20 protein-coding genes are annotated in these 21,641 nt (G+C 65.2%); 11 read left to right on the forward strand and 9 right to left on the reverse strand.

What is annotated here, in order from left to right:
* Window positions 1-418: 418 nt before the first annotated feature.
* From rne to CKO23_RS13445, 4 genes are all read left to right on the forward strand, one after another.
* Complete coding sequence (gene rne / locus CKO23_RS13430) at window positions 419-3,424, forward strand: ribonuclease E (protein ID WP_200331961.1); 3,006 nt, start codon at window positions 419-421, stop codon at window positions 3,422-3,424.
* A gap of 102 nt (window positions 3,425-3,526) precedes the next feature.
* Complete coding sequence (locus tag CKO23_RS13435) at window positions 3,527-4,693, forward strand: sulfotransferase (protein WP_242482422.1); 1,167 nt, start codon at window positions 3,527-3,529, stop codon at window positions 4,691-4,693.
* A gap of 223 nt (window positions 4,694-4,916) precedes the next feature.
* Entirely contained in the window at window positions 4,917-6,050 is a 1,134-nt protein-coding gene (locus CKO23_RS13440; RefSeq protein WP_242482423.1) for a glycosyltransferase, read from the forward strand.
* Window positions 6,037-6,837: a polysaccharide deacetylase family protein gene (locus CKO23_RS13445; protein WP_200331964.1), complete on the forward strand. Its 801-nt coding sequence runs from the start codon at window positions 6,037-6,039 to the stop codon at window positions 6,835-6,837. Before CKO23_RS13440 ends, CKO23_RS13445 begins: the two co-directional genes overlap by 14 nt.
* Here CKO23_RS13445 and CKO23_RS13450 read toward each other — a convergent pair.
* The gene (locus CKO23_RS13450; RefSeq protein WP_440870568.1) at window positions 6,753-7,202 is read right to left on the reverse strand and encodes a low molecular weight protein-tyrosine-phosphatase; all 450 of its coding nucleotides are present in this window, start codon (window positions 7,200-7,202) and stop codon (window positions 6,753-6,755) included. The genes CKO23_RS13445 and CKO23_RS13450 overlap by 85 nt on opposite strands.
* A 16-nt stretch (window positions 7,203-7,218) precedes the next feature.
* Here CKO23_RS13450 and CKO23_RS13455 point away from each other — a divergent pair, with 16 nt between their 5' ends.
* A complete protein-coding gene (locus CKO23_RS13455) occupies window positions 7,219-7,596 on the forward strand; it encodes a hypothetical protein (RefSeq protein WP_200331998.1) in 378 nt (125 codons plus the stop codon).
* Between the two features lie 502 nt (window positions 7,597-8,098).
* Here CKO23_RS13455 and CKO23_RS13460 read toward each other — a convergent pair.
* The 6 genes from CKO23_RS13460 to CKO23_RS13485 form a co-directional block, all read right to left on the reverse strand.
* Window positions 8,099-8,500: an OsmC family protein gene (locus CKO23_RS13460; protein WP_200331968.1), complete on the reverse strand. Its 402-nt coding sequence runs from the start codon at window positions 8,498-8,500 to the stop codon at window positions 8,099-8,101.
* Between the two features lie 136 nt (window positions 8,501-8,636).
* On the reverse strand, window positions 8,637-9,404 hold the full coding sequence (gene kdsB / locus CKO23_RS13465; protein ID WP_200331970.1) for a 3-deoxy-manno-octulosonate cytidylyltransferase: 768 nt from the start codon (window positions 9,402-9,404) through the stop codon (window positions 8,637-8,639).
* Complete coding sequence (gene lpxK, locus CKO23_RS13470) at window positions 9,397-10,377, reverse strand: tetraacyldisaccharide 4'-kinase (protein ID WP_242482424.1); 981 nt, start codon at window positions 10,375-10,377, stop codon at window positions 9,397-9,399. Before lpxK ends, kdsB begins: the two co-directional genes overlap by 8 nt.
* An 8-nt stretch (window positions 10,378-10,385) precedes the next feature.
* Window positions 10,386-12,170: a lipid A export permease/ATP-binding protein MsbA gene (msbA, locus tag CKO23_RS13475; protein WP_200331972.1), complete on the reverse strand. Its 1,785-nt coding sequence runs from the start codon at window positions 12,168-12,170 to the stop codon at window positions 10,386-10,388.
* Entirely contained in the window at window positions 12,167-12,598 is a 432-nt protein-coding gene (locus CKO23_RS13480; protein ID WP_200331974.1) for an ExbD/TolR family protein, read from the reverse strand. The genes msbA and CKO23_RS13480 overlap by 4 nt, the downstream gene beginning before the upstream one ends.
* Entirely contained in the window at window positions 12,595-13,224 is a 630-nt protein-coding gene (locus CKO23_RS13485) for a MotA/TolQ/ExbB proton channel family protein (protein ID WP_200331976.1), read from the reverse strand. Before CKO23_RS13485 ends, CKO23_RS13480 begins: the two co-directional genes overlap by 4 nt.
* Window positions 13,225-13,601: 377 nt before the next feature.
* On the opposite strand from CKO23_RS13485, the gene CKO23_RS13490 reads away from it, so the two are divergent.
* The 5 genes from CKO23_RS13490 to CKO23_RS13510 are packed head-to-tail and all read left to right on the forward strand — an operon-like array spanning window position 13,602 to window position 17,660.
* Window positions 13,602-14,057 (forward strand): type IV pilin protein, encoded by a 456-nt coding sequence (locus tag CKO23_RS13490; RefSeq protein ID WP_242482425.1) that lies wholly within the window; start codon window positions 13,602-13,604, stop codon window positions 14,055-14,057.
* A complete protein-coding gene (locus CKO23_RS13495) occupies window positions 14,054-14,656 on the forward strand; it encodes a GspH/FimT family pseudopilin (protein ID WP_346014606.1) in 603 nt (200 codons plus the stop codon). The genes CKO23_RS13490 and CKO23_RS13495 overlap by 4 nt, the downstream gene beginning before the upstream one ends.
* On the forward strand, window positions 14,649-15,713 hold the full coding sequence (locus CKO23_RS13500) for a PilW family protein (protein WP_200331978.1): 1,065 nt from the start codon (window positions 14,649-14,651) through the stop codon (window positions 15,711-15,713). The genes CKO23_RS13495 and CKO23_RS13500 overlap by 8 nt, the downstream gene beginning before the upstream one ends.
* Window positions 15,710-16,906 carry a hypothetical protein gene (locus tag CKO23_RS13505; protein WP_200331980.1) on the forward strand — a complete coding sequence of 399 codons (1,197 nt, stop codon included), beginning with the start codon at window positions 15,710-15,712 and terminating at the stop codon, window positions 16,904-16,906. The genes CKO23_RS13500 and CKO23_RS13505 overlap by 4 nt, the downstream gene beginning before the upstream one ends.
* Window positions 16,907-16,928: 22 nt before the next feature.
* A complete protein-coding gene (locus CKO23_RS13510) occupies window positions 16,929-17,660 on the forward strand; it encodes a type IV pilus modification PilV family protein (protein ID WP_200331982.1) in 732 nt (243 codons plus the stop codon).
* Window positions 17,661-17,792: 132 nt separating this feature from the next.
* Here the strand turns inward: CKO23_RS13510 and CKO23_RS13515 are convergent, their stop codons facing one another.
* Window positions 17,793-18,212 (reverse strand): DsrE family protein, encoded by a 420-nt coding sequence (locus CKO23_RS13515; RefSeq protein WP_200331984.1) that lies wholly within the window; start codon window positions 18,210-18,212, stop codon window positions 17,793-17,795.
* A gap of 303 nt (window positions 18,213-18,515) precedes the next feature.
* Between CKO23_RS13515 and CKO23_RS13520 the strand changes: the two genes are divergently transcribed.
* A complete protein-coding gene (locus CKO23_RS13520) occupies window positions 18,516-20,849 on the forward strand; it encodes a TonB-dependent receptor (RefSeq protein ID WP_200331996.1) in 2,334 nt (777 codons plus the stop codon).
* A gap of 490 nt (window positions 20,850-21,339) precedes the next feature.
* Here CKO23_RS13520 and CKO23_RS13525 read toward each other — a convergent pair.
* Window positions 21,340-21,641, reverse strand: a 302-nt coding sequence (locus CKO23_RS13525; RefSeq protein ID WP_200331986.1) for a hypothetical protein, incomplete at its 5' end; no start/stop codon positions are given.

Genomic DNA, 21,641 nt, shown 5'->3' on the forward strand with positions numbered 1-21,641 from the left:
CCCAGACCGGCATTCAACACCTGACCATGCTGCCTGAGGGGCCGCGAGGTGCTTCCAGCCAGCTCGTGACAGCGAGCGACGCAGATTCTACACCCAGCGATTTCCCCCTGTGGCTCGCGTCGAGGCCGACCGGCGCCGCCGGTATTTTCTCAGCCGCTCCGAAGCGGACCTCCCTCAACAACAGGAAGCGTCCGAAAGACGCGGGTGTCCGAGAGGACCCGTAAACAATCGTTCATACGCGCGTGCCCGTTGCAGCCCGTCCACAAGAACTGGCCGAACGGACAGTGCCGACGCCTCAGGCCGCCGCGATTGCGGGCCGAAGGGCGACGCGCCTAGCCGACCGCACGACCTCCGGGCGAGGTCTGTGGCGGGGCGCCCAACCACGGGTCACGCGCCGTGGTGTGTAAGAAGGAACAACATGAAAAGAATGCTCATCAACGCAACTCAGCCGGAAGAGTTGCGCGTCGCGACCGTCGACGGGCAGGTACTGTACAACCTCGATATCGAATCACCGGGGCGAGAGCAAAAGAAGGCCAACATCTACAAGGGCACCATTACCCGCGTCGAGCCCAGCCTTGAGGCCGCCTTCGTCGATTATGGCTCTGACCGCCATGGGTTTCTGCCGCTCAAGGAGATCGCGCGCGCCTACTTCGAGCCCGATAGCGTCAAGCCCGGCGCCCGCATCAACATCAAGGAAGCGGTGCGCGAGGGCCGCGAGGTCGTCGTTCAGATCGACAAGGAGGAGCGCGGCAACAAGGGTGCGGCGCTGACCACCTTCATTTCGCTCGCCGGTCGCTACCTGGTGCTGATGCCGAACAACCCGCGCGCGGGCGGCGTCTCGCGCCGCATCGAGGGCCAGGACCGCAGCGAGCTGCGCGATGCCATGAGCCAGCTCGAGATCCCCGAGGACATGGGGCTGATCGTGCGCACCGCCGGCGTCGGCAAGAACGTCGAAGAGCTGCAGTGGGACCTCAACTATCTGCTGCAGCTGTGGAAGGCCATCGTCAGCTCGGGCGAGAGCCGCAAGGCGCCCTTCCTCATCTACCAGGAGAGCGACGTCATCATCCGCTCGATCCGCGACTATCTGCGCGCGGACATCGGCGAGATCGTGATCGACGACAAGGCGGTCTACGAGCGCGCCGAGAACTTCATCCGGCAGGTCATGCCGCAGAACCTCAAGAAGCTGCGCATCTACCAGGACGAGGTTCCGCTCTTCACCCGTTACCAGATCGAATCCCAGATCGAGTCCGCCTTCCAGCGCGAGGTGCGTCTGCCCTCCGGCGGATCCATCGTGATCGATCACACCGAAGCCCTGACCTCGGTCGACATCAACTCGGCGCGCGCCACCAAGGGCGCGGACATCGAGGAAACCGCGCTCAACACCAATCTGGAAGCGGCGGACGAGATCGCCCGACAACTGCGTCTGCGTGACCTTGGCGGACTCTTCGTCATCGACTTCATCGACATGACCCCGCCCAAGAACCAGCGCGAGGTCGAGAATCGGCTACGCGAGGCGCTCAAGCAGGACCGCGCACGCGTCCAGATCGCCCGCATCTCACGCTTCGGCCTGCTGGAGATGTCCCGGCAGCGCCTGCGCCCATCGCTCGGCGAATCCAGCCAGCAGATCTGTCCGCGCTGCAAGGGCCAGGGCACCATCCGCGGGGTCGAATCGCTCGCGCTCTCCATCCTGCGCGTGGTGGAGGAGGAGGCGATGAAGGAGAACACCCATCGCATCCTCGCCCAGCTCCCGGTGAGCGTGGCAACCTTTCTGCTCAACGAGAAACGTCGCGCCATCCTCGATATCGAGGAGCGCCAGGATGTCGAGATCCTCCTGCTGCCGAACGAGCACTTGTTGACGCCCGAGTATCGCATCGAGCGCATCCGCGACCAGGACGCCACCAAGGAAGAGGCCGACGACCTGCCGAGCTACGAGATGACCGCCCCGGCCGAGGACGATGGCACCCCGCACTACGCCAAGCTCGGGCAACCCGTGCGGGCCGAGGAGCCTGCCGTCAAACAGGTGACGCACACCGCGCCCGCGCCGCAGCCGGAGCGCGTCCGCCTGCCGAGCCCGCCCGTCTCGATCCGCCGGGAGCCCGATAGAACAGAGCCCGACAGTCTGCTCAAGCGGATCTGGACAGGTCTCTTCCAGCCACGCAGCCCGGATTCCGAGGACGGCCAGGACGCGGACGCAGACCGCGTCACGCCCTCTGACACGGATGCAGCGGCCAGTTCGGGGCACGGCGTCAGCCAGCCTTCGCCGGGGATCCGCCGCACCACGCCGGATCGTGACAGCTCGCCCCCGCGCACACGTCCGCCGCGCTCAGCCGAGGAGCGGCGCCGCAGCGGCACCGGCGCGGAGGATGGAACGAGCGGCACGCGACGCGAGGCACAGGCCGGCCGGCCGAGCGAGCGCCGCGCGGATGCAGCCGGCGGTGACGACCAATCCGGGGGCACACGGACCGGAGAGTCGCGCAGCCGCAGAAGCAACTCGCGTGGTCGCGGCCGCCGGGGCTCGGGGTCTGGCACCACCGGACAGCGCACGGACGAGCGCGGCACGCAGACGGAGAACCCGCGGCCGCGTGAGGCAGCGCGCCCAAGCGGTCTAGAAATGGACGCCGAGGCGACACCCCGGGGCACCGAGTCGGCACAACGGGATGCCAATGCGGCGACCGAGGACTGGACAGCGGACACCTCAGCGCAGGATCGATCCGCGCCGACGGCCGCTGATAACAGTGTAGCGGTCGCACGCCAACAGAGACCGGAAACCCCCAGCCGCGCCAATCAGCGGGCCGCGGACGAATCCCCGGACGGCGAGACGGAAGACGACACCGCCGAGGCCAATGGCGACCAAGGCGCCGATGCCGGAAATCCACCGACCGGTGAGCGCTCTCGCTCATCGCGCCGCCGTCGTGGCGGACGCAACCGGCGTCGCCCCGCAGCCAGTGCGGAGGCGGCGGACGGCACCAGAGCCGACACGAGCGAACAAGGCGAGACGACCCATCCACACTCGGACAACCTGACCGCACAGACCACGGAGTCGTCGAGGCCCGAGCGCACCCACGGCGCTCCCGCGCCTGAGGCGGAGACCCTGGGGACCGCGCCAGCGCAGGCATCCGAGAGCACGGAGCCACGGCAGGAGACGCGTCGCACGGAAGACACGCCCTCGCCCATCGCCGCCAGCCCGGAAACGGCGCCCCCACGTCCAGACGCCCCTGAAACGCCAGCGGCACCGGAGGTGCGGCCAGAGCCGCAACAGATGCTGCCTGCACCGGACGTGACGCGCGAGCGCCCCTCCGAGGCATCCAGTGAGTCGAGCACGGAGGCACACCCGGCGCGATCGCTCGCGAACGACACGCCAACGCCCAGTCCCGCATTGGCCGCTTCCCAAGGGGGCTCCGCCCCAACCTCCGAAGACGCCTGAGCCAGGTCGGCAACGGGGCTTCACGGCAAGCCCCGTTGCGCCGACACCAGAGCCGCGCCCACCCCGAGCACTCACTGGCCCTTCAGCGAAGGTAGACCTGCGATGATGCTGAGACTCTTCCTCGACAGCCAGGCACGGCTTGCGGTCCTGGCCTACCGGGTCGTCTTTCCCGGACGGGGTCGGCCAGCGGTCAGCGTCAAGCGATTGCTCGTCATGCTGGCCTTCATCCCGGCGTTTGCCGTGGTCCAGGGCATCCACTGGATCGGGCTGCTGCTCGACGAACTCCTCTTCCCTGCCTATCGGCGCGTCGAGATCCGCGAGCCACTCTTCGTCCTCGGCGTTCCGCGCAGCGGGACGACGCATCTGCATCGCGTGCTGGCGAAGGACGAGCAATACACGACCTTCTCGACCTGGGAATGTCTCTTCGCCCTGTCGATCACCGCCCGTCGATTCTGGCTCGGCCTAGCCACTCTAGACGCCAGGCTGGGCGGGTCGCTCAGGCGGCTCACCGGGTGGCTGGAGTCGCACCTCTTCGGCGGCATCGCAGACGTCCACAGCATGCAGCTGGGGGATCCCGAAGAGGACTACTTCGCCTTGATGCCGGTCCTCGCCTGCTTCATTCTCATCCTGCCCTTCCCGCACTCCGAGCATCTCTGGCGCATGGGCACCTTCGACCGCGACATGCCGCCCGCGCAGCGACGCCGCCTCATGAACTTCTACCGGCGCTGTCTGCAGAGACACCTCTATGTCCATGGTCCACACAAACGCCTGCTCTCGAAGAACGCCGCCTTCGCCCCACTGGCCGGCACCCTGAGCGAGGCGTTCGACGATGCGCGCTTCCTGGTCTGCCTGCGTGAGCCGACCAAGACCTTTCCCTCGCAGCTCAGCTCGATCGCGTCAGGCATCGCCTTTTTCGACGCCCTCTCGCAGACGCCGCAGCTGCGCGAGCGCCTGACCGAGCAGCTCGGCTTCTACTACCTCAACCTGGATCGCGCCTTTTCCGCGACCCCCGAAAATCGCTGCGCTTGGGTTACTATGGAGACCCTGAACGCCGGCCTTGGCGATGCGATCGAGCGGATCTACGCGCAATTGGGTCTCGCCATCACACCCGCCTTCCGGCACCGATTGACGGAGCAGGAGACCAGGGCCAGACGCTACCGCAGCGGTCATCGCTACCACATCGAGCAGTTCGGGCTCTCTCAGGAGCAGATCGACCGAACGCTGGGAGACCTCTACGGGACACTCGCCGCGCGCGCGATCCAACCCTGATCAGACGCGACCCTCGCTCGACAGGGTATCGCAGCACTAGGCGCGACGACGGGTAAGCCGGCCTCGACCCCAGAGATGGGTACCCGCCACGGCGAGTGTGTTACGGAGCGGTCCATGTGAAGCACATCCTGTCCGGCTCCTCGGTGCCATGCCACCCATTCTCAGCGATGTCGACGAGGGAGCCCGCGCAGCTATGCTGAATCTGTCAGCCCCTGATCATCAGATGGGTACCGATACTTCGAGCGTGGCGCGGGGCCTGCGTGTTGCCATCGTGTCGGACGCCGCACCCGAGCGGAACGGCGTGGGCGCCTATTACCGAGACTTGGCCGACCACCTCAAGGCCAGCGGCGCTCGCGTGGAACTGGTCGCCCCACGCCAACATAGCGGGCGTTGGCACGGCGGCATCCAGCTCCCACTGCCGGGCGACCCGACGCAGAAGATCCTCATCCCCTCCTACTCGCTCGTAAGCAGGCGCCTGGAGCGACTCTCGCCCAATGTAGTCGTCGTTCCCACGCCCGGCCCCTACGGGATGCTTGGGATGTTCCTCGCCGGACGCCGCCAGGTGAACCTGGTCGTGGGTTTCCATACCCACTTCGAGGCACTGACCGATCTCTTCCACGACTGGGGCCTCAGGGCGCGGATCGCCAACGCCTACCTGCGCGCCTGCCACCGCCTGCTGTTCAAACGCAGCCAGCTCGTGCTGGCCAATTCGCAGCAGATGATCGAGGTCGCACGCGCGATCGGGGCACGGCGTGTCGAGCTGATGGCGACCCCGATCCCCAAACGCTTCCTCGACCGTCCCACGGTCCCGCTCGACGGGACCGTCAAACGCATCCTCTTCGCCGGCAGGCTGGCGCCCGAGAAGAACCTCGAGGCCATCCTGGAGGCCGCGCGCCGTCTGCCGGACCTCGAGTTCCTGATCGCCGGCGACGGGCCACTCAAGCCCTGGCTGCAGGCACACGGCGGCGACCTGCCGAACCTGCGTCTCATCGGCTGGGTGCGGCGGGCACGCATCATGGCCTTGATCGACAGCGTCGATGCCCTGGTGCTCCCCTCCCGGGTCGAGTCCTTCGGCACCATCGCGCTCGAGGCCATGGCACGCGAGCGTCCCGTCGTGGTGTCCTCGGCCTGCGGCATCACGAGCTGGGACAACCTCAACCGCGGCATCTTCCCGATTCGCGACGACGAGCATCTGGCGGACACCCTGGCACGGGTGCGCGATCTGGATCCCGCGATTCGAGAGCGCAAGACGCGCATCGCGCGCGAGGCCGCGATCGCGCTCAATCGGAGCAATCTGGAGCACTGGATCGCGGTGCTACACGGCAACTTCGGCCGCTCCGTCGATGCACGCGGCTGAAGAGGTTCGCGCACTCGTCTCGGTGCATGACGTCATGCCCCGCACGCTGCCCCAGGTCGAGCGGATCCTCGCCCTGCTTCGCTCCGAAGGGGTGAATGCCGTCACCCTCCTGGTCGTCCCAGGGTGCGACTGGTCGACCGAGGAGATCGCAATCCTCAGGGGCTTCGAGGCGCATGGCTATGAGCTCGCCGGTCACGGCTGGCGTCATCAGGTCGAGCGGTATGGGGGACTAAGGCATCGCCTGCATGCAGGGTTCATCTCACGCAACGTCGCGGAGCACCTGGCGTTGGATGCCGACGGGATACTGGCGCTGATCAGTCGCTGTCACCGCTGGTTTCTGGAACAAGGGCTGAAGGCACCCGCCCTCTACGTCCCGCCCGCCTGGGCGATGGGACGGATCGAACGCAGCGCCCTGGCGGGGCTGCCTTTTCTGCAATACGAACTCTTCTCGGGCATCCTCTCCGGGCAGACGGGACGCCTCCACCCAATCCCAATGCTCGGCTACGAAGCGGACCGCGCCTGGCGGACACCCGTCATTCGACTCTGGAACCGCGTCAACCGCCGACGCTGCCGCGCGATCGGCTGGATACGCATCGGCATTCATCCGCACGACCTGGATCTCAGACTCGCCGGCGATCTGCGCGAGGACTTGAAGCGCTTTCGCCTCCATGCGGACTACGCCGCGGTGGACGAGCCTGGCGGTCAGAGATATCGGCCCCTCAAGTCCTCCAGGAGCCCGAGCGCGGCCGACTCCACCATATCGAAGACGCGCTCGAACCCGCGCTGACCGCCGTAGTAGGGGTCCGGAACCTCACGGATCCGTAAATCGGGCGCGAAGTCCATCAAGAGTCTGAGCTTGGACTCCTGCCCGGGCGGGCAGATCTCCGACAGGGCATCGAGATTGTCCCGGTCCATCGCCAGAACATAATCGTAGTGGTGGAAATCCTCCGCCTTCGCCCGCCGGGCACGCAGGTCACCGATATCGATACCACGCTGCGCCGCCGTCTCCCGGGCGCGCCTGTCGGGCGACTCGCCGACGTGATAGGCATGGGTTCCGGCGGAGTCGATTTCGACCAGATCCATGAGTCCCGCATCCATGACCAGCTTGCGGAAGACACCATGCGCGGTCGGCGACCTGCAGATATTACCCATGCAAACGAAGAGAACCTTGACTCTGACTGACTTGCTCATAAGCGACGATAGTTCCTGGATCGAATGGGATTGGGCGCAGTGGCCCATTCCGAAAGGCAGCTCGAAGATCATGGACATGCGGACGCTCGGCAGCTCGCGCAATCGCTCAGTGGTCCGCCCTCAGATCGCGTCGCACCCGATGGGCCTCTCGCGCCTGCTGCTGACCCAGCTCCAGCGACCTGATCCGAGCAGGCAGGCCGGACCGGTCACCCGGAAGATCGACAGCCGCGGACGGCCCCGAGCGGTCACGCCTGACCTCGCTCCGCAGGGCCTGCCGCTGCCGCGCCTGGCGTTGTTCCAGAGCCGCGTCACGGACGCGCTCTCCGAGCCGGTTCGCGTCAGAGGCCGCGCCTGAGCGAGAGGTATCCGGCGGCTTCGCAGCCCGCCCGCCCGCGGCAGCGCCCAAGGACAACCAAGACTCGGTCGCCAGCCGCAGGCCCCCAGCCTGAGGCTGCGTGAGGGAGGACTCACAGCGCGCGGGAGCACCACCCAGAAGCGTTGCACAAAAAACACAGGTTGCGCCGAATTGCGCGAACGCACGCACCAAGCTAGTGCGCTTGCCGAATCCAGGAGCCGTAACTGTGCATTGATCCAAGCGCGGCATCCTCAGTCATTTAGAGGCGAGACAACAAAACGCTGAACGATAAGGCATTTCCAGCAAAAATTAACATTGGCCCGGTTTCTGCTTAACAGAAGGCAAGACAACGAGCCGATCGATTCCCATCTCGTTCTCTGACCTCCTCAGTGGTGATTCGCCCCGCATCCGCGGGGTTTTTTTTGCAACGGTGTCTGAGAAGCCTGCCTCTGCGCAGCCGGCACACCGGTGTGCGGCTGTCGCGTCGACGCCGCGCTCACCCTCAGCCGGACTCGACACGACTCTCGAACCTAGGCGGCTGCTGAATGGTGCGCTTCACCGCACAGAGGTCCATCGCTTTGAGAATGCCCGCCTGATACTTCTCCGGAAAACCCTCTGGCAGCCGGAGCCGCAGCACCACCTGCGAATCGGAAGGGTCCGCCTTGTTCGGCTCCCAATCCATGAACACCTTGAGCCCGTCCGTCGAGAGATGACGACTCTGGCAGAACTTCAAGGCGAAGATGCCCGCGCAGGTGGCGATGGAGGCGAGAAAGAGATCATAGGGCTGGGGCGCCGACTGGCCACCGCCGTGCTCGATGGACTGGTCCGTCTCGATCCTGAACTCACGAATAGCGGCATCCACACGCTGACCGCCTGGAAAACTCACTTCGATCGTCTCTGCCATGCTGCATCACCCCGTCATCGTCGATTGAGGGACATCTGGCGCGGCCCTTCCGTCAAGGCACCGCACGCAATTCTGGAAGCGATTCCGACGCGAATGACCGCTCTCGAACGCCCCATCGCCCACCGCACCTGGAGCGTCAGCGCCCGGCCAGCAACGTTGCAACACGCGCCAGGTCGTCCCCGGTATCCACGCCTGGCCCAGGCTCCTCCACGGCAAGTCCGACGCGAATCGGCTCGCCATGCCAAAGCACCCGCAATTGCTCAAGCGACTCCGCAACCTCCAAGGGCGAGGGCTCGAATCCGACGTAGCGCCTCAGGAACGACACCCGGTAGGCGTAGAGTCCGATGTGCCTCAAGAAGCTGACCGTCGATGGCAGCGTGGCCTTCTTGCCCAGGAACTCGTCTCGATGCCAGGGAATGGGGGCGCGTGAGAAGTAGAGCGCGAGCCCGGCGGCCGTCGTCACCACCTTGACAACGTGCGGATCGAAGAGGACGGCACTGTCCCGGATCGGATAGGCCAGGGTCGCGATGCCGACCTCGTCCAGAGCCGCCAGATCGGCGGCGACCTGGTCGATGAGCCGGGAGGGCATGCAGGGCTCGTCGCCCTGCAGATTGACGATGATGGTGTCCTCATCCCAACCGCACTGCTCGGCGGCCTCCGCGACACGGTCCGTACCGCTGCGGTGCCCAGGATCGGTCAGCAGGGCCTTGACGCCCAACCCGGCACAGGCATCGAGAATGCGCTGATGGTCCGTCGCGACCACGACCTCATCCGCGGCGCTGGCCAAGGCGCGCTCGACGACATGGTGAATCATGGGCTTACCGGCAATCTCAAGCAGAGGTTTCCCCGGCAGTCGCGTCGACCCGTAACGCGCCGGAATCAGCACCTTGAACCCCTTATCCACGTGTGAACTCCGTGAGTTTGGCAAAGAAGTGTGTCTCGAAGGCGGCGTCTAACCTGGCCTCGACGGACAGGTACCAGTGGCGCTCGGTCGCGAAGGCGGCGCACTTGACCGCATCCTTTTCAGTCATGATGACGGTTCGGTCGCCCCACGCAGCCACGTCAGCGGCCGTATAACAATGGTGATCCGGGAAGGGGCGCCTTGCAATCTTCAACCCCTCTCCTTCCAGCACGCGAAAGAAGCGCTCCGGGTCCCCGATACCGGCGACCGCGAGGATGGACTCGGCGCGGAAGTCCGCCAGTTCCAATGCACGATCTGGCGCGCAGAGGCTCCTGACCTCACCCGGCTCCAGCCGCATGCCATGCCCCTGCCCCGCCCCCTCTTTATAGACGACCAGGTCGACACTGGCCCGTCGCGACACAGGCTCGCGCAAGGGGCCGGCCGGCAGACAGCGACCGTTGCCGAAGCCGCGTTGGGCGTCGATGACCAGAATCTCCAGATCGCGGCCCAGGGCGTAGTGCTGCAAACCATCGTCGCTCAGCAGAATGTCGCAGCCGCCCGTGGCGATCGCCATCCGCCCCGCGGAAACCCGGTCCGGACCAGCGACGACAGGACAGCCACTGCGGCGCGCGAGCAGAACCGGCTCGTCGCCGACCTGAACCGGATCGCTCGCTGGGCGCACGCTCTGGGGCCAAGCCTCGGCCTTGCCGCGGTAGCCGCGCGTGATGATCCCAGGCGTCCAGCCGCGTTCTTGGAGCAGCGCCGCCAGACGCAGCACGAGCGGGGTCTTGCCAGTACCGCCGACCGTCAGATTGCCGACCACGATGACGGGCACCGCCAGTTGCTCGACATTCATCCACCCCAGGCGGTAGCCGAGACGACGCACCCGCACGATGGCGCAGTAGAGCCAGGACAGCGGCAGCAAGAACCACGACAGCAGGCTGGGGCCGTACCAGAGCCGGGTCGGATCCATCATGAGCGGCCTCAGGCCAGGACGGGCTGATCCGCGACCGAATCGTGGAACTGGAGCCGGTGAAGCCGCGCGTAGTAGCCCCCAAGCGCCAGCAGTTCCTGGTGGCAACCCTGCTCGACGATCCGCCCATCCTGCAGCACCAGAATGCGATCGGCATTCTCGATGGTCGAGAGACGGTGCGCGATCACCAGCGTGGTGCGGCGGTGCATCAACTCCTGCAGAGCGGCCTGAATGTGGCGCTCCGCCTCCGTGTCCAGGGCCGAAGTCGCCTCATCGAGGACGAGGATGGGCGCATCCTTGAGCATCGCCCTGGCGATTGCCAGGCGCTGGCGCTGACCACCGGAGAGCAGCACGCCACGGTCGCCGACCACCGTCTCGAAGCCGTTCGGCAGCGCCTGGATGAACTCCAGGGCATGGGCGCTCGCCGCCACGCGCTCAAGCTCCGCCGTGCTGGGCGGCTCGGCGCAACCGTAGGCGATGTTATTGGCGATGCTGTCATTGAAGAGGACGACCTCCTGACTCACGAGCGAGATTTGCGCACGCAGGCTCGCCAGCGTCAGCTCGCGAATCGGGATGCCGTCGATGAGGATCTCGCCCTGGGTCGGGTCGTAGAAGCGCGGCAGGAGGCTCGCAATGGTGCTCTTGCCACTGCCGGAGCGCCCGACCAGGGCGACTTTCTCGCCCGGCTCGATCACCAGGCTCACATCCTGAATGGCCGGCGCCTTGTCCTCCGAGTAGACATGGCTCACGCCCTGGTACTCGACACGGCCCGTCGCCCGCGCGAGCGTTCGGGCGCCCTGGTCCCGCTCCTCCTCGGAATCGATCAGCTCGAAGAGGCTCTCGGCGGCGATGATGCCCCGCTGGAGTTGGGCGTTGACGGAGGTCAGACGCTTGACCGGCGGCAGGAGCAGGCCCATGGCGACCACGAAGGACATGAAGGTGCCGACCGAAATGTTTTCCTTGAGCCCCTGCATGGTGGAGAGATAGACGACGACGGCGATGGCGGCAGCGGAGATGAGCTGCACCAGCGGAACGCTCGCCGCCTCGGTCGCGATCATCTTCATCTGCAGCGAGCGCGTCTTCTCGTTGATCAGACCGAAACGGCGCGCCGCCCGCGCCTGACCACCAAAGGCCTTCACCACACGGTGGCCGTCGATCGCCTCCTGGGCGACGTGCGTCAGGTCGCCCACGCGATCCTGAATCCGTCGACTGTGCCGGCGGAAACGCTTGGTCGCGTACTTCACCGAAGCGGCCATGACCGGCCCGATGACCAGAAAGATGACCGACAGCCCTGCGTTCAGATAGAGCATGTAGGCCATGAGGCCGATCACGGTGAAGCCATCGCGCACCAGGGTGGTGACCGCCGAGGTGGCCGCATTGGCAACGTTCTCGACGTTATAGGTGAGCTTCGCGAGGATGTGGCCCGAACCGCTGTTGTCGAAGAACCGCGTCGGGGCGCGCAGCAGGTGCTCGAACATCTGCTGGCGCAGGTCGGCGACCACGCGCCGCCCCACCCAGCTCAGGAAATAGGTATTGATGAATCCGGCGATGCCGCGCACCAGGAAAAGCCCCACCAGCAGCCAGGGCATGGTGCGCACCAGCTCGATGTCGCGCTCCACGAAGCTGCCGTCGATCAACGGCTTCATCATCGCGGCGAACAGCGGCTCGGTGACTGCGAACACCAGCATGCCGACGATCGAAAAGATGAACATCCGGGAATAAGGCCGAACGTAGCCGAGCAACCGCCGGTAGACCACGCGCGCCTCCGTGGTCGAGAGGGCCTGGTCTTTGCTCATGGCGCTTTCTTGTCGTCGGGCCGCGTCGCCGCGAAGGCGATCTGATTGAGGCCGGCCTGACTGGCGGCATCCATCGCCGTCATGACCGACTGGTGGGTCGCCGCCGCATCCGCCTGGATGAGCACGGGCAACGCCCCGTCCTGGCGCTTCAGCTCCGCCAGGGCCTTGGCGAGGGACTCGGGCTTGGCGTCGGTCAGCGCCTGATCGTTCAGGAAGAAGCTCCCCGCCCGGTCGATGACGAGCCGGATCATGGCCGGTTCCTCGGAAGAAATGTCCTCGCCCTGCGCCTGCGGGAGCTGTACGCGCAGACGGGCCTCGTCCTTGAAGGTGGTCGAGACCATGAAAAAGATCAGCAGCAGGAAGACGACATCGATCAGTGGCGTCAGATTGATGTCGGCCGGCGCGCGTCGATGTGGGCGCAGATTCATGATGCCAATTCCCCGCCGTCCTCACGCTCTCCCTTCAGGACCTCGACCAGTCGCAGGGCCTGCTCCTCCATGTCGATCGCGAGCTGACCGACCCGGTTGTCGAAGAAGCGATGGAACAGCAGCGCCGGAATGGCGACCGACAAGCCGGCCGCCGTGGTCACGAGCGCCTTGGAGATCCCCCCCGCGAGCACGCCCGCGTTGCCGACACCTGCCTCCATGATGACGCCAAAGACATCGATCATACCGAGCACGGTGCCGAGCAGCCCCAGCAGCGGTGCCACGGCCGCGATGGTGCCGAGCGTATTGAGGAAACGCTCGAGCTCGGCGACGACATGGCGCCCCGCGTCATTGATCGCCTCCTTCATGATCTCATGGCTGTGGTGCCGATTGATCAGACCCGCCGCCAGCATTCTTCCAAGCGGAGAACCCGTGCGGATCTCCAGGATGGTTGCGTCAGAGAGCGACTTGTCGCGGTGGAGCTGCCAGATACGGGCGACCAGATTCTCCGGCATGATTCTGCGACGACGCAGCATCCAGGCACGTTCGATCACGATTGCGGTGGCGATGATGGAGCACAGAACGATGGGCACCATCAGCCAGCCACCGGCATAAATCAAATCGAGCAAGGGAGACTCTCCTTAGACTGGTTCGTTGACGGCAAACCCCGACGGTGCGTTGGGGAATCTCGGCCTTGAATGATACTCGAAGCGGGCAGGCCTCCACAGCGCGGCTCGGCCTCGGCGGCTGAAAGGTCGATCGAAGCGGGTGTTCGCCTTCATCAGACACAGTTCGCTATACTCATCGCTCGACGAGAGGACGCAAAGAACGCCAGAGGCGAGTTCGGATGACCCATTCGACGCACACGAATCCGCCTGAAGTGGTGGACGAAGACCCCCTTGCGAGAGACTCCTTGAGCGTACGCCCATGCGAGAACCTGATGAAACGAGCGCGCTTCGTGTCAAACAGCGAGATGCATCGGGGCCGACAAGAGGACACGCCTCGCTTGCGTTCATCCAAGGCCACCCTGGCCGAGAGACAGGACGGCTTCACACTCATCGAGCTGATGATCGCGCTGGCTGTCGTCGCCATCCTCGCGATGCTCGCCTTTCCGTCCTTTCAGCAGCAGATTCGACAGGCCAGACGCGCCGACGCACACACCGCCCTGATGAAAGTGGCCATCGCCGAGGAGAAGCTCCGCGCCAACTGTCCCCGGTATGCCAGCCAAGTCACTGGAACGCGCGGATGCGCCACCGGCGCGGCGGCATCGCCTAGCCTCGGCCTGAGCGACATGAGCCCGGATGGACACTACCGACTCAGCCTCGACGGCGTCAGCGCGAGCGCGTTTCGGGCGATCGCGGTTCCCCTCGGCGACCAGGCCAATGACAAGGCCGCTGGAATCCCCTGCAATCCGATCACGCTCGACCAGGATGGCCACCGCGCGCCCCGGGAGTGCTGGTGACACGGCCTGCCCCGACCCAGCCAACAGGCATCGACTGGCGCTCGGGCGGCGCTCCATCGGCCGAGCGCATGCCGCTCACGCGCGTTACGTCCAGGAGTCGCGGCCTGACCCTCCTTGAACTCCTGGTCGCGATTGCCGTGCTGGCGGTGCTCATGAGCATCGCCGTTCCGTCCATGCAGTCCATGATCGCCCGCAATCGACTCAAGGCCGCGGCCCAGGCCATTGCGGAGGATCTGCGCTGGGCGCGCTCGGAATCCATCAAACAGAACCGGCCGCTCCAGCTGAGTCTCGACGTCGGCCAATGGTGCTATGGCGTCGCTGTCGAACGCCCCTTTGGCTGCGACTGCCGTGTCTCGACCCCAGCCCCGAGGTTCTGCGAGCTGAAGCGGGTGAGCGGCGCCGACTTCCCTGGCGTCAGCCTCAGCGCGACCTTCACGCGAACGACCTTCGAGCCCCGCCGAGCGACCGCCATCAACGGCAGCCTGCTCCTCACATCGGCGCGGGGCTCATCGCTCAAGGTCCTGCTCTCGCGGCTCGGCCGAGTGCGCCTCTGCTCGCCAACTGGAGACCTGCCAGGCTATGACCCCTGCAATGGCTGATCTCAGCCCCAGACGACACCAGGCCGGCATCACCCTCACCGGCCTCATGGTGGGACTCGCCGTCGGCACCCTGGTGCTCACCGCCACCCTGAGCGTCTACCTCATGATTTCAGAAGGGGCGCGCGACACCCTGATGGAGGCTCGCCTCGACCAAGAGCTGAGGGCCGCGCTGGACGTGATGCAGATGGATATCCGGCGCGCCGGTTTCTGGGATTTCAATGACACCAATGCCGACGGAGATACCAATGCAGATGGCCGCTTCGACTGGACCGATCTGGGACTTCGGCCGGACCCGACCGGCACGCTGGACGCGGAGGGCACGCTGGATGCGGACGGCGACGGCGATACGGACGCCGCGGATCTCAGCCCCCTCAACAACCCCTTCCAGCGCCGATACGGCCGTGTCAACAACGACCTCTGCATCGACACCGCGGCCGCAACCGGCGAGTGCGCGCCATCGACCTGCACCGCGTTTCACGCCTCAGGTGACTGCATGACAGAGGTTCAGACCGGCGGCTGCCTCACCTATAGCTACGATCTCGACGCAGATGCCCGCATCGGCATCCGTGCCTGCGATCGCGCGGACGACGAAACCGAGTGTCCGCGGCCCACCGGGCTCGACGGCGGCGCGCCCTTCGCCGCCGGCAACGACGAGCCTTACGCCTGGCGGTCCTGGTACCCGCCGGATCGGACCGACAAGACCAAATCGATCGACATGGAGATGTTCGGCTTCCGCCATCGGGATCAGAGCATCCAAATGCGCGTCGGGCGCTATGGCAAGGACGACCTCAGCTTCTGCTGCGACGCCGGCCGCTGGGAACGCATCACCAGCCCGGACATCCTGATCACGGATCTGGAGTTCCGCCTGACCACCCTGATCCGCAACGCCAATCCCGCCAAGGCCAGAACCGAGCCCTGCGCATCGGGCGATACCTGCCAATCCATCCGCTCGGTCCAGATCTCGCTCAGGGGCCAACTCGCCGAGGGGACGCACAGCGCGCGCAGTCTTTCCACAACGGTCGCGGTGCGCAACGACCGTTACCTGGTGACGCCATGAAGGGCGCCCAGATCCAGAAGCCGCCCCACAGGCATGCCCAGAGGCGGCGCCAATCCGGCGCCATGACCCTCCTCTTCGGCCTGCTACTGCTCGTGGGCGCCGGAATCCTCGCGTTCAGCGCCGGCCGCACAGGCGTCGTCGAGCAGCGCATCGCCAACAACGAACTCCAATCCATCGGGGCCGAGCAGGCCGCCGAGGCCGGCCTCGACTTCGCACGCGCCTGGCTGGCGCGCAACGTCTGGCTCCCCGGCATCGAGCCACCCAGCCCGCCGCAGAATCGCTCAACGAGCGGCCAGATCTACGACGTCCTCTTGACCTTCATCCAAACCGGCAACGCCATTTGCGTGCGCTCCACCTCGCTCGCCGTTGGCGACACCGCTCTGACGGCCACGGCACGCAGCTGCTTCTCGCAGACCGGCCTCTTCGCCGTATCGCCGCAGACCCGGATGCCGCCTCCGCTGGTTCTCGGCGGTTGCATGACCTCCGCACCCCAGGCGAGCGAGATCATCCTCTCCGATGAATCAGCCATTGCCGCGGCGACGGGGGAGCAGGCCAACGCAAGCTGCCTGCCAGCGGGGTCCGTCCAGGCTTCGACATGGTCGGATCGCAACCAGGATCGCATCTTCACCCCGGATGAACAGGGCCCTAGCAGCGACTACCGCCGCGCCAGCTTCGAGGGATGTCCCGATACAGACTGCGCCTGGCGTCACCTGTTCGAACTCGGCTTCGATCAAGCGGTCCAGCTCGCGAAAGACGCCGGCCACGCCTTCGCCGACAAGATCCCCTGCGGAGCCAGCTCGGCCCCCGGCATCTATGTGATCGAGCGCGAGGGTCCGATCGGCGCGCTGGATCTCACCGGAAGCTGCGCGGACGAAGACGGCGTCGACAACCGAACCATCGGCACCCCGAGCAAACCCCTCCTGCTGATCGTGCCGCGCACCAGCGGATGCCCATCCTTCACTGAGGACATCAGCGTCTATGGCATCGTCTATTTCGAGGGCGACTGCGCGAGCCAGACCTGGGCGGGGGCCAAGATCCAGGGCGCCGTGATCTGGGAGGGAGAGGCCCAGGCGCCCGGCGAGGATTCGATGTTCATCGAAACCCACTACGGGAGCGGCAGCGCCCTAAACGCAGCCTTTCAAGTCGTGACAGGTGCCGCGCATGTACCAGGCACCTGGCGGGACTGGGACTAACCGGCGGAGGTCGCATCTGCCCATGAAAACCGGGACGACGAAGCGCAGACAAGCGGGATTCAGCCTCACCGAGGCCATGATCTCCCTCACGGTCCTCACCTCGGGACTCCTCGCGCTCGCCCAATTCCAGGGCGACCTCAATCAACAGAGCAGCGCGACCAGGAGCCAAACCAAGGCGATCAACCTGGCACAACAGAAGCTCGAAGAGCTGCGCCAGTTCGCCGTCCTCGAGGATGTGGCGCTGGTCAACGGCAGCGACACACCCGCCAGCGAGCCCGGCGACAACACCCAGTTCCGCCGCCATTGGGTCGTGACCGCTCATACCGATCCAGACTACCAAGAGGTCGAGGTACGCGCGGAGTGGCTATCCGTGGAGGGCGAACCCCGCTCCACCGGCGTGACGACGATTCTGACCCCCGGCCAGCCCTACTCCGGCAACGACGGACGAGGTGACAGGACACTGACACCGGAAGCGAGCGAAAACGAAGCACCATCGCCAGCGCCAGCAGCAGTCGCCATGGCGTCAGCCAGCACCATGGATGGCCGCGACGCGATCTCCGCCACGCCCCAACCCAGAGCACTCACGACCTGCATCTGCACGCTGAACGCGAGCACCGGGGGCGCCTCACTCGATCAACGCAACGACAATGCCGCTTGCTCGAATGCCTGCTGCGAGCGCAACCGCCCCGGCAACAGCGACGCACTCTGCTCCAGAGATGCCTGTCCATTCGTCGCGCAATGCGAAGCCCGTTGAGTGCGTCAGCGTGATCCCGTCATTTGGGTGATCCGATAGACGTCGTCGCCCCCACGTCAGAGATCGAATCGACACCTACCGCGAAGCGACGCCCTCCCCGTGCGCCCGCGTTCTTTCGGTCCTGGAACGTCGCTACCAGCTCAAGGTCTTGGTGCCGTCTTGGAACAGGGCACCGCCTGTCAAATCCGCATTGCCGACCTTGAGCCCCGGCAAGAGATCCGATTCGGAGACCTCGTAGTGCTTCATACACATCGGGCAGACGATGACCGTCCCGCCACTTTCCATGATGGCTTCCAGCCCTTTCTGCTGATCCGCGAATTTGGCGGCGTTCGCGGTGGAGGCGAGGAAGACGCCCCGATCATTGAGGAAGATCGTCAAGGGGTGTCCGCGCTTGAGCTGATTCTGGCCGAAATTCATCGCCATCCTGGCGCGATGGCTGTCGTCAGTGGTCAGATTCACGAACAGCGGATCCATCTCTCCGGCAAAGGCGGGACCAGCGGCGAGAGAGGTCGCGATGATGACGGCCAGCATGAGCGTAGAAATGGACTTCATGGGTCGATCCTCAGGATTCTTGTCTTGAATGAATGATCTCGAAGCAACGTCGATTCCGTGTCGTGGCCATCGAGGAGCCAGGGCTTGCCCACCGGTCGCGTTCCGCCATCGCACGAAAGACATCATCGGGGACAGAGCATGCCTCAGGCGAAACGGGTTCGGACGACTCGAAGACTGTGGCATATCACACAGGCATCGCTGATCCGGATCAGGCGATGGGAAGATGCGGCTTTCACGGAGCGCATCCAAGCTATCCTTCTCCCCGCTTGCGAATCATGCTGAGAATTGCGGGGGGATCCGATGATGAAGCGTATCGTGTTGGCGGCAGTTGCCGGGGGGATCGGGGCTTCGAGCGCCCTGGCCGACGAGGTCGTCACTTTGGAGGAAATCATGGTGACAGCGCCTCAGGGTACGCCCTTGGATGTCGGCTCCACGACGCTGAGTCCGGCGGAGCTTGACCTTGGGCGTGCCCGCACCAGCGATACCGCCAGACTCCTCACCGATATCCCCGGCGTCAGTACCTATGGGGCTGGGGGTGTGTCCAGTCTCCCGGTCATCCGTGGCCTCGCGGACGACCGACTGCGCACCAAGGTCGACGGCATGGACCTGGTTGCCACCTGTCCCAACCATATGAATTCTCCGCTGTCCTACATCGATCCCACAGCCGTGGACAGCGTGCGGGTCTATGCGGGTGTCACGCCGGTCAGTGTCGGCGGCGATAGCATCGGCGGCAGCATTCTGGTTCAGTCGGCACCCCCGGCGTTCGCCGACCCTGGCAAACAGCTGACGCGCGGAGAGATGGGCACCTTTTACCGGAGCAATGGCAATGCCTGGGGAGGGAATCTCTCGGGAACCCATGCCACCGAGAGCCTGAGTCTCACTTACACCGGCGCCTACAGCCAATCCGACAACTACCGGGCGGGCGGCGATTTCAAGGACGATGACTTCACCGGGCGCGCCGGGCATACCCTGGATCTGGACGAGGTGGGCTCCAGCGCCTTTGTGGCGACCAATCAGTCGGTCAAGCTCGGCTGGCGGAGCGGCCCGCATCTGCTGGACGTGACCCTTGGCCGCCAGCACATCCCCTACGAGAACTATCCGAACCAGCGGATGGACATGACGGACAACCTCAGCGACCAGTTCAACCTGGCCTATACCGGCACGCAGAGCTGGGGCGAGTTGAAGGTCCGAGCCTACTACGAGCACACACAGCACCAAATGGACTTCGGCGATGACAAGCGCTACTGGTACGGCCCTGGGCAACCGCCGAGCGGCTCTGGGGGCGACACGGCAACCAACGGGTCCGCTTGCGCGCCCATCAGCGGCTCCACGATGGTCAACGGGAAGATGGTCGGGTGCGCCGCGGGCATGCCGATGGACACCGACGGCAAGAACGGCGGCCTCAACTTCAGCGCCGAACTGCCCCTGGCGGAGGGCGACCTCTTGCGCCTGGGTGCCGAGTATCAGCGCTATCGCTTGGACGATTGGTGGAATGCCTCAGGCGCCGGCATGTGGCCCTACACCTTCTGGAACATCAACGACGGGCGGCGCGACCGTTACGCGGCCTTCGGTGAGTGGGAGATCGAGCAAGACCGCTGGACCCAGATCCTGGGCGCACGTCTGGAGGTGGTGGAGATGGATGCCGGCTCCGTGCATGGCTACAACCTCGGCAGCGCCCCGACCAGCGGGGTTGGCGGCATGGGCAACCAGACCCGTGACGCGGCCCTTTTCAATGCCGAGGATCGAACCAAGTCGGACCTCAACCTGGATCTGTCCTGGATCGCCCGGCTCACCCTCGACCCCCACCAGACCTATACGATCGGGGTCGCACAGAAGACCCGCTCGCCGAACCTGTACGAGCGCTACACCTGGTCGACCTGGCAGATGGCCGCCTTCATGAACAACTTCGTCGGTGATGGCAATGGTTATGTCGGCAACCTCGACTTAGACCCCGAGGTGGCCCGCACGCTGAGCCTGACGGCCGACTGGCACGATGCCAGCGCCGAGCGCTGGGGAATCACGGTGACGCCCTACTACAGCGACGTGAGTGACTACATCGATGCCGTCCAGTGGGACGCAACGACCAATGCGCCCAGAACGGTACCCGTGGTCGACAACTTCACGGTGCTCAAGTACGTCAACCAATCCGCCTATCTCTATGGTCTGGACCTCTCGGCGCACGCTCTGATGGCGCGCGGGACCGACTTCGGCGACTTCACGGCTCGGGTCCTTGCCAGCTACACCAAAGGCAAGAACCGCGACACCGACGACGACCTCTATAACATCATGCCCTTGAACGCCAAGCTCTCCATCGAGCAAATGCTTGGTCCCTGGCGCAATACGCTGGAAGGCGAGTTCGTGGCCGCGAAAGACGATGTCTCCGACGTACGCAACGAAATGCCCACCGCCGGCTATGGACTGGCGCACCTGCGCAGCCGCTATGAAACCAAACGCTGGAGTCTAGAGCTTGGCGTCGAGAACCTCTTCGACCGCTTCTACGACCTACCCCTTGGCGGCGCTTACGTCGGTCAGGGCACGACGATGACCATTCCCGCCGCTGGCAACGACCCGCAGTGGGGCACCCCGGTACCGGGGCCAGGGCGATCCTTCTACGCCGCGGTCAACGTCAAATTCTGAGAGCCACCGAGTCTTCGTTGACGACTCAGTGAAGCCGCGCGCGGCGGACGTGCGGAACCCCCCTGCTCTTCGGCAGCCGCCCTTGCCTGCCGAAGGGCGGGAGCGGACGAGCCCGTCGCAAGTGGAAACACGGATGTATCCTGATCAGCGGTCTGCTCGATCCCAGAACCACAAAGCGCCAGCGTCCGAGCGAACGAGGTCCGAGTGTGACCTGGGTGGGTAACAATGACACGGAAAGCCATTGCTTCTTAAGATGGTGCCCGGAGCCGGGGTCGAACCGGCACGGCCGAAGCCGAGGGATTTTAAGTCCTACTCAGCCGACTCACCTCACTTTTCGACACCAGTCGGATGGTTTATGAATCAGTCATTTACCAGAGCCGCAACCTTGCCGCGTAGTGTGAAAATGCGCCTTGTGTTGGGTATATGTTGGCTCAGATTTGGCTCAGACTCCAGCCCACGAGAAACCGCTACGCGGGTAGGTGTCGTCGGCTCAGGCGACACGGTGGCGACGGCGCACGTTGCCCACGGTGCGAGGCGAGCATTTGATGCCTTCAGCCTTGAGGGTCTCGGAAACCTTGACCTCGGAGAGCCCGGACAGCGCCAGGATGCGGCTGTCACGGTCGGATCGGTTCTCGACCTGGACGGGGCGGGATTCGAGCCGGCTGATCTGCTCGCGGTAGCCAGACTCACGCGCCCGCGCTGCGGCCGCCTTCTCTTGCGCTTGAGCGACTTCGGTCTTGAGCCGCTGGATCTCGACATCCCGAGCCGCGAGATCAGCGCGCAGCCGCTCAA

Source organism: Thiocystis violacea (genome assembly GCF_016583565.1).
Classification (GTDB): Bacteria; Pseudomonadota; Gammaproteobacteria; order Chromatiales; family Chromatiaceae; genus Thiorhodococcus; species Thiorhodococcus violaceus_A.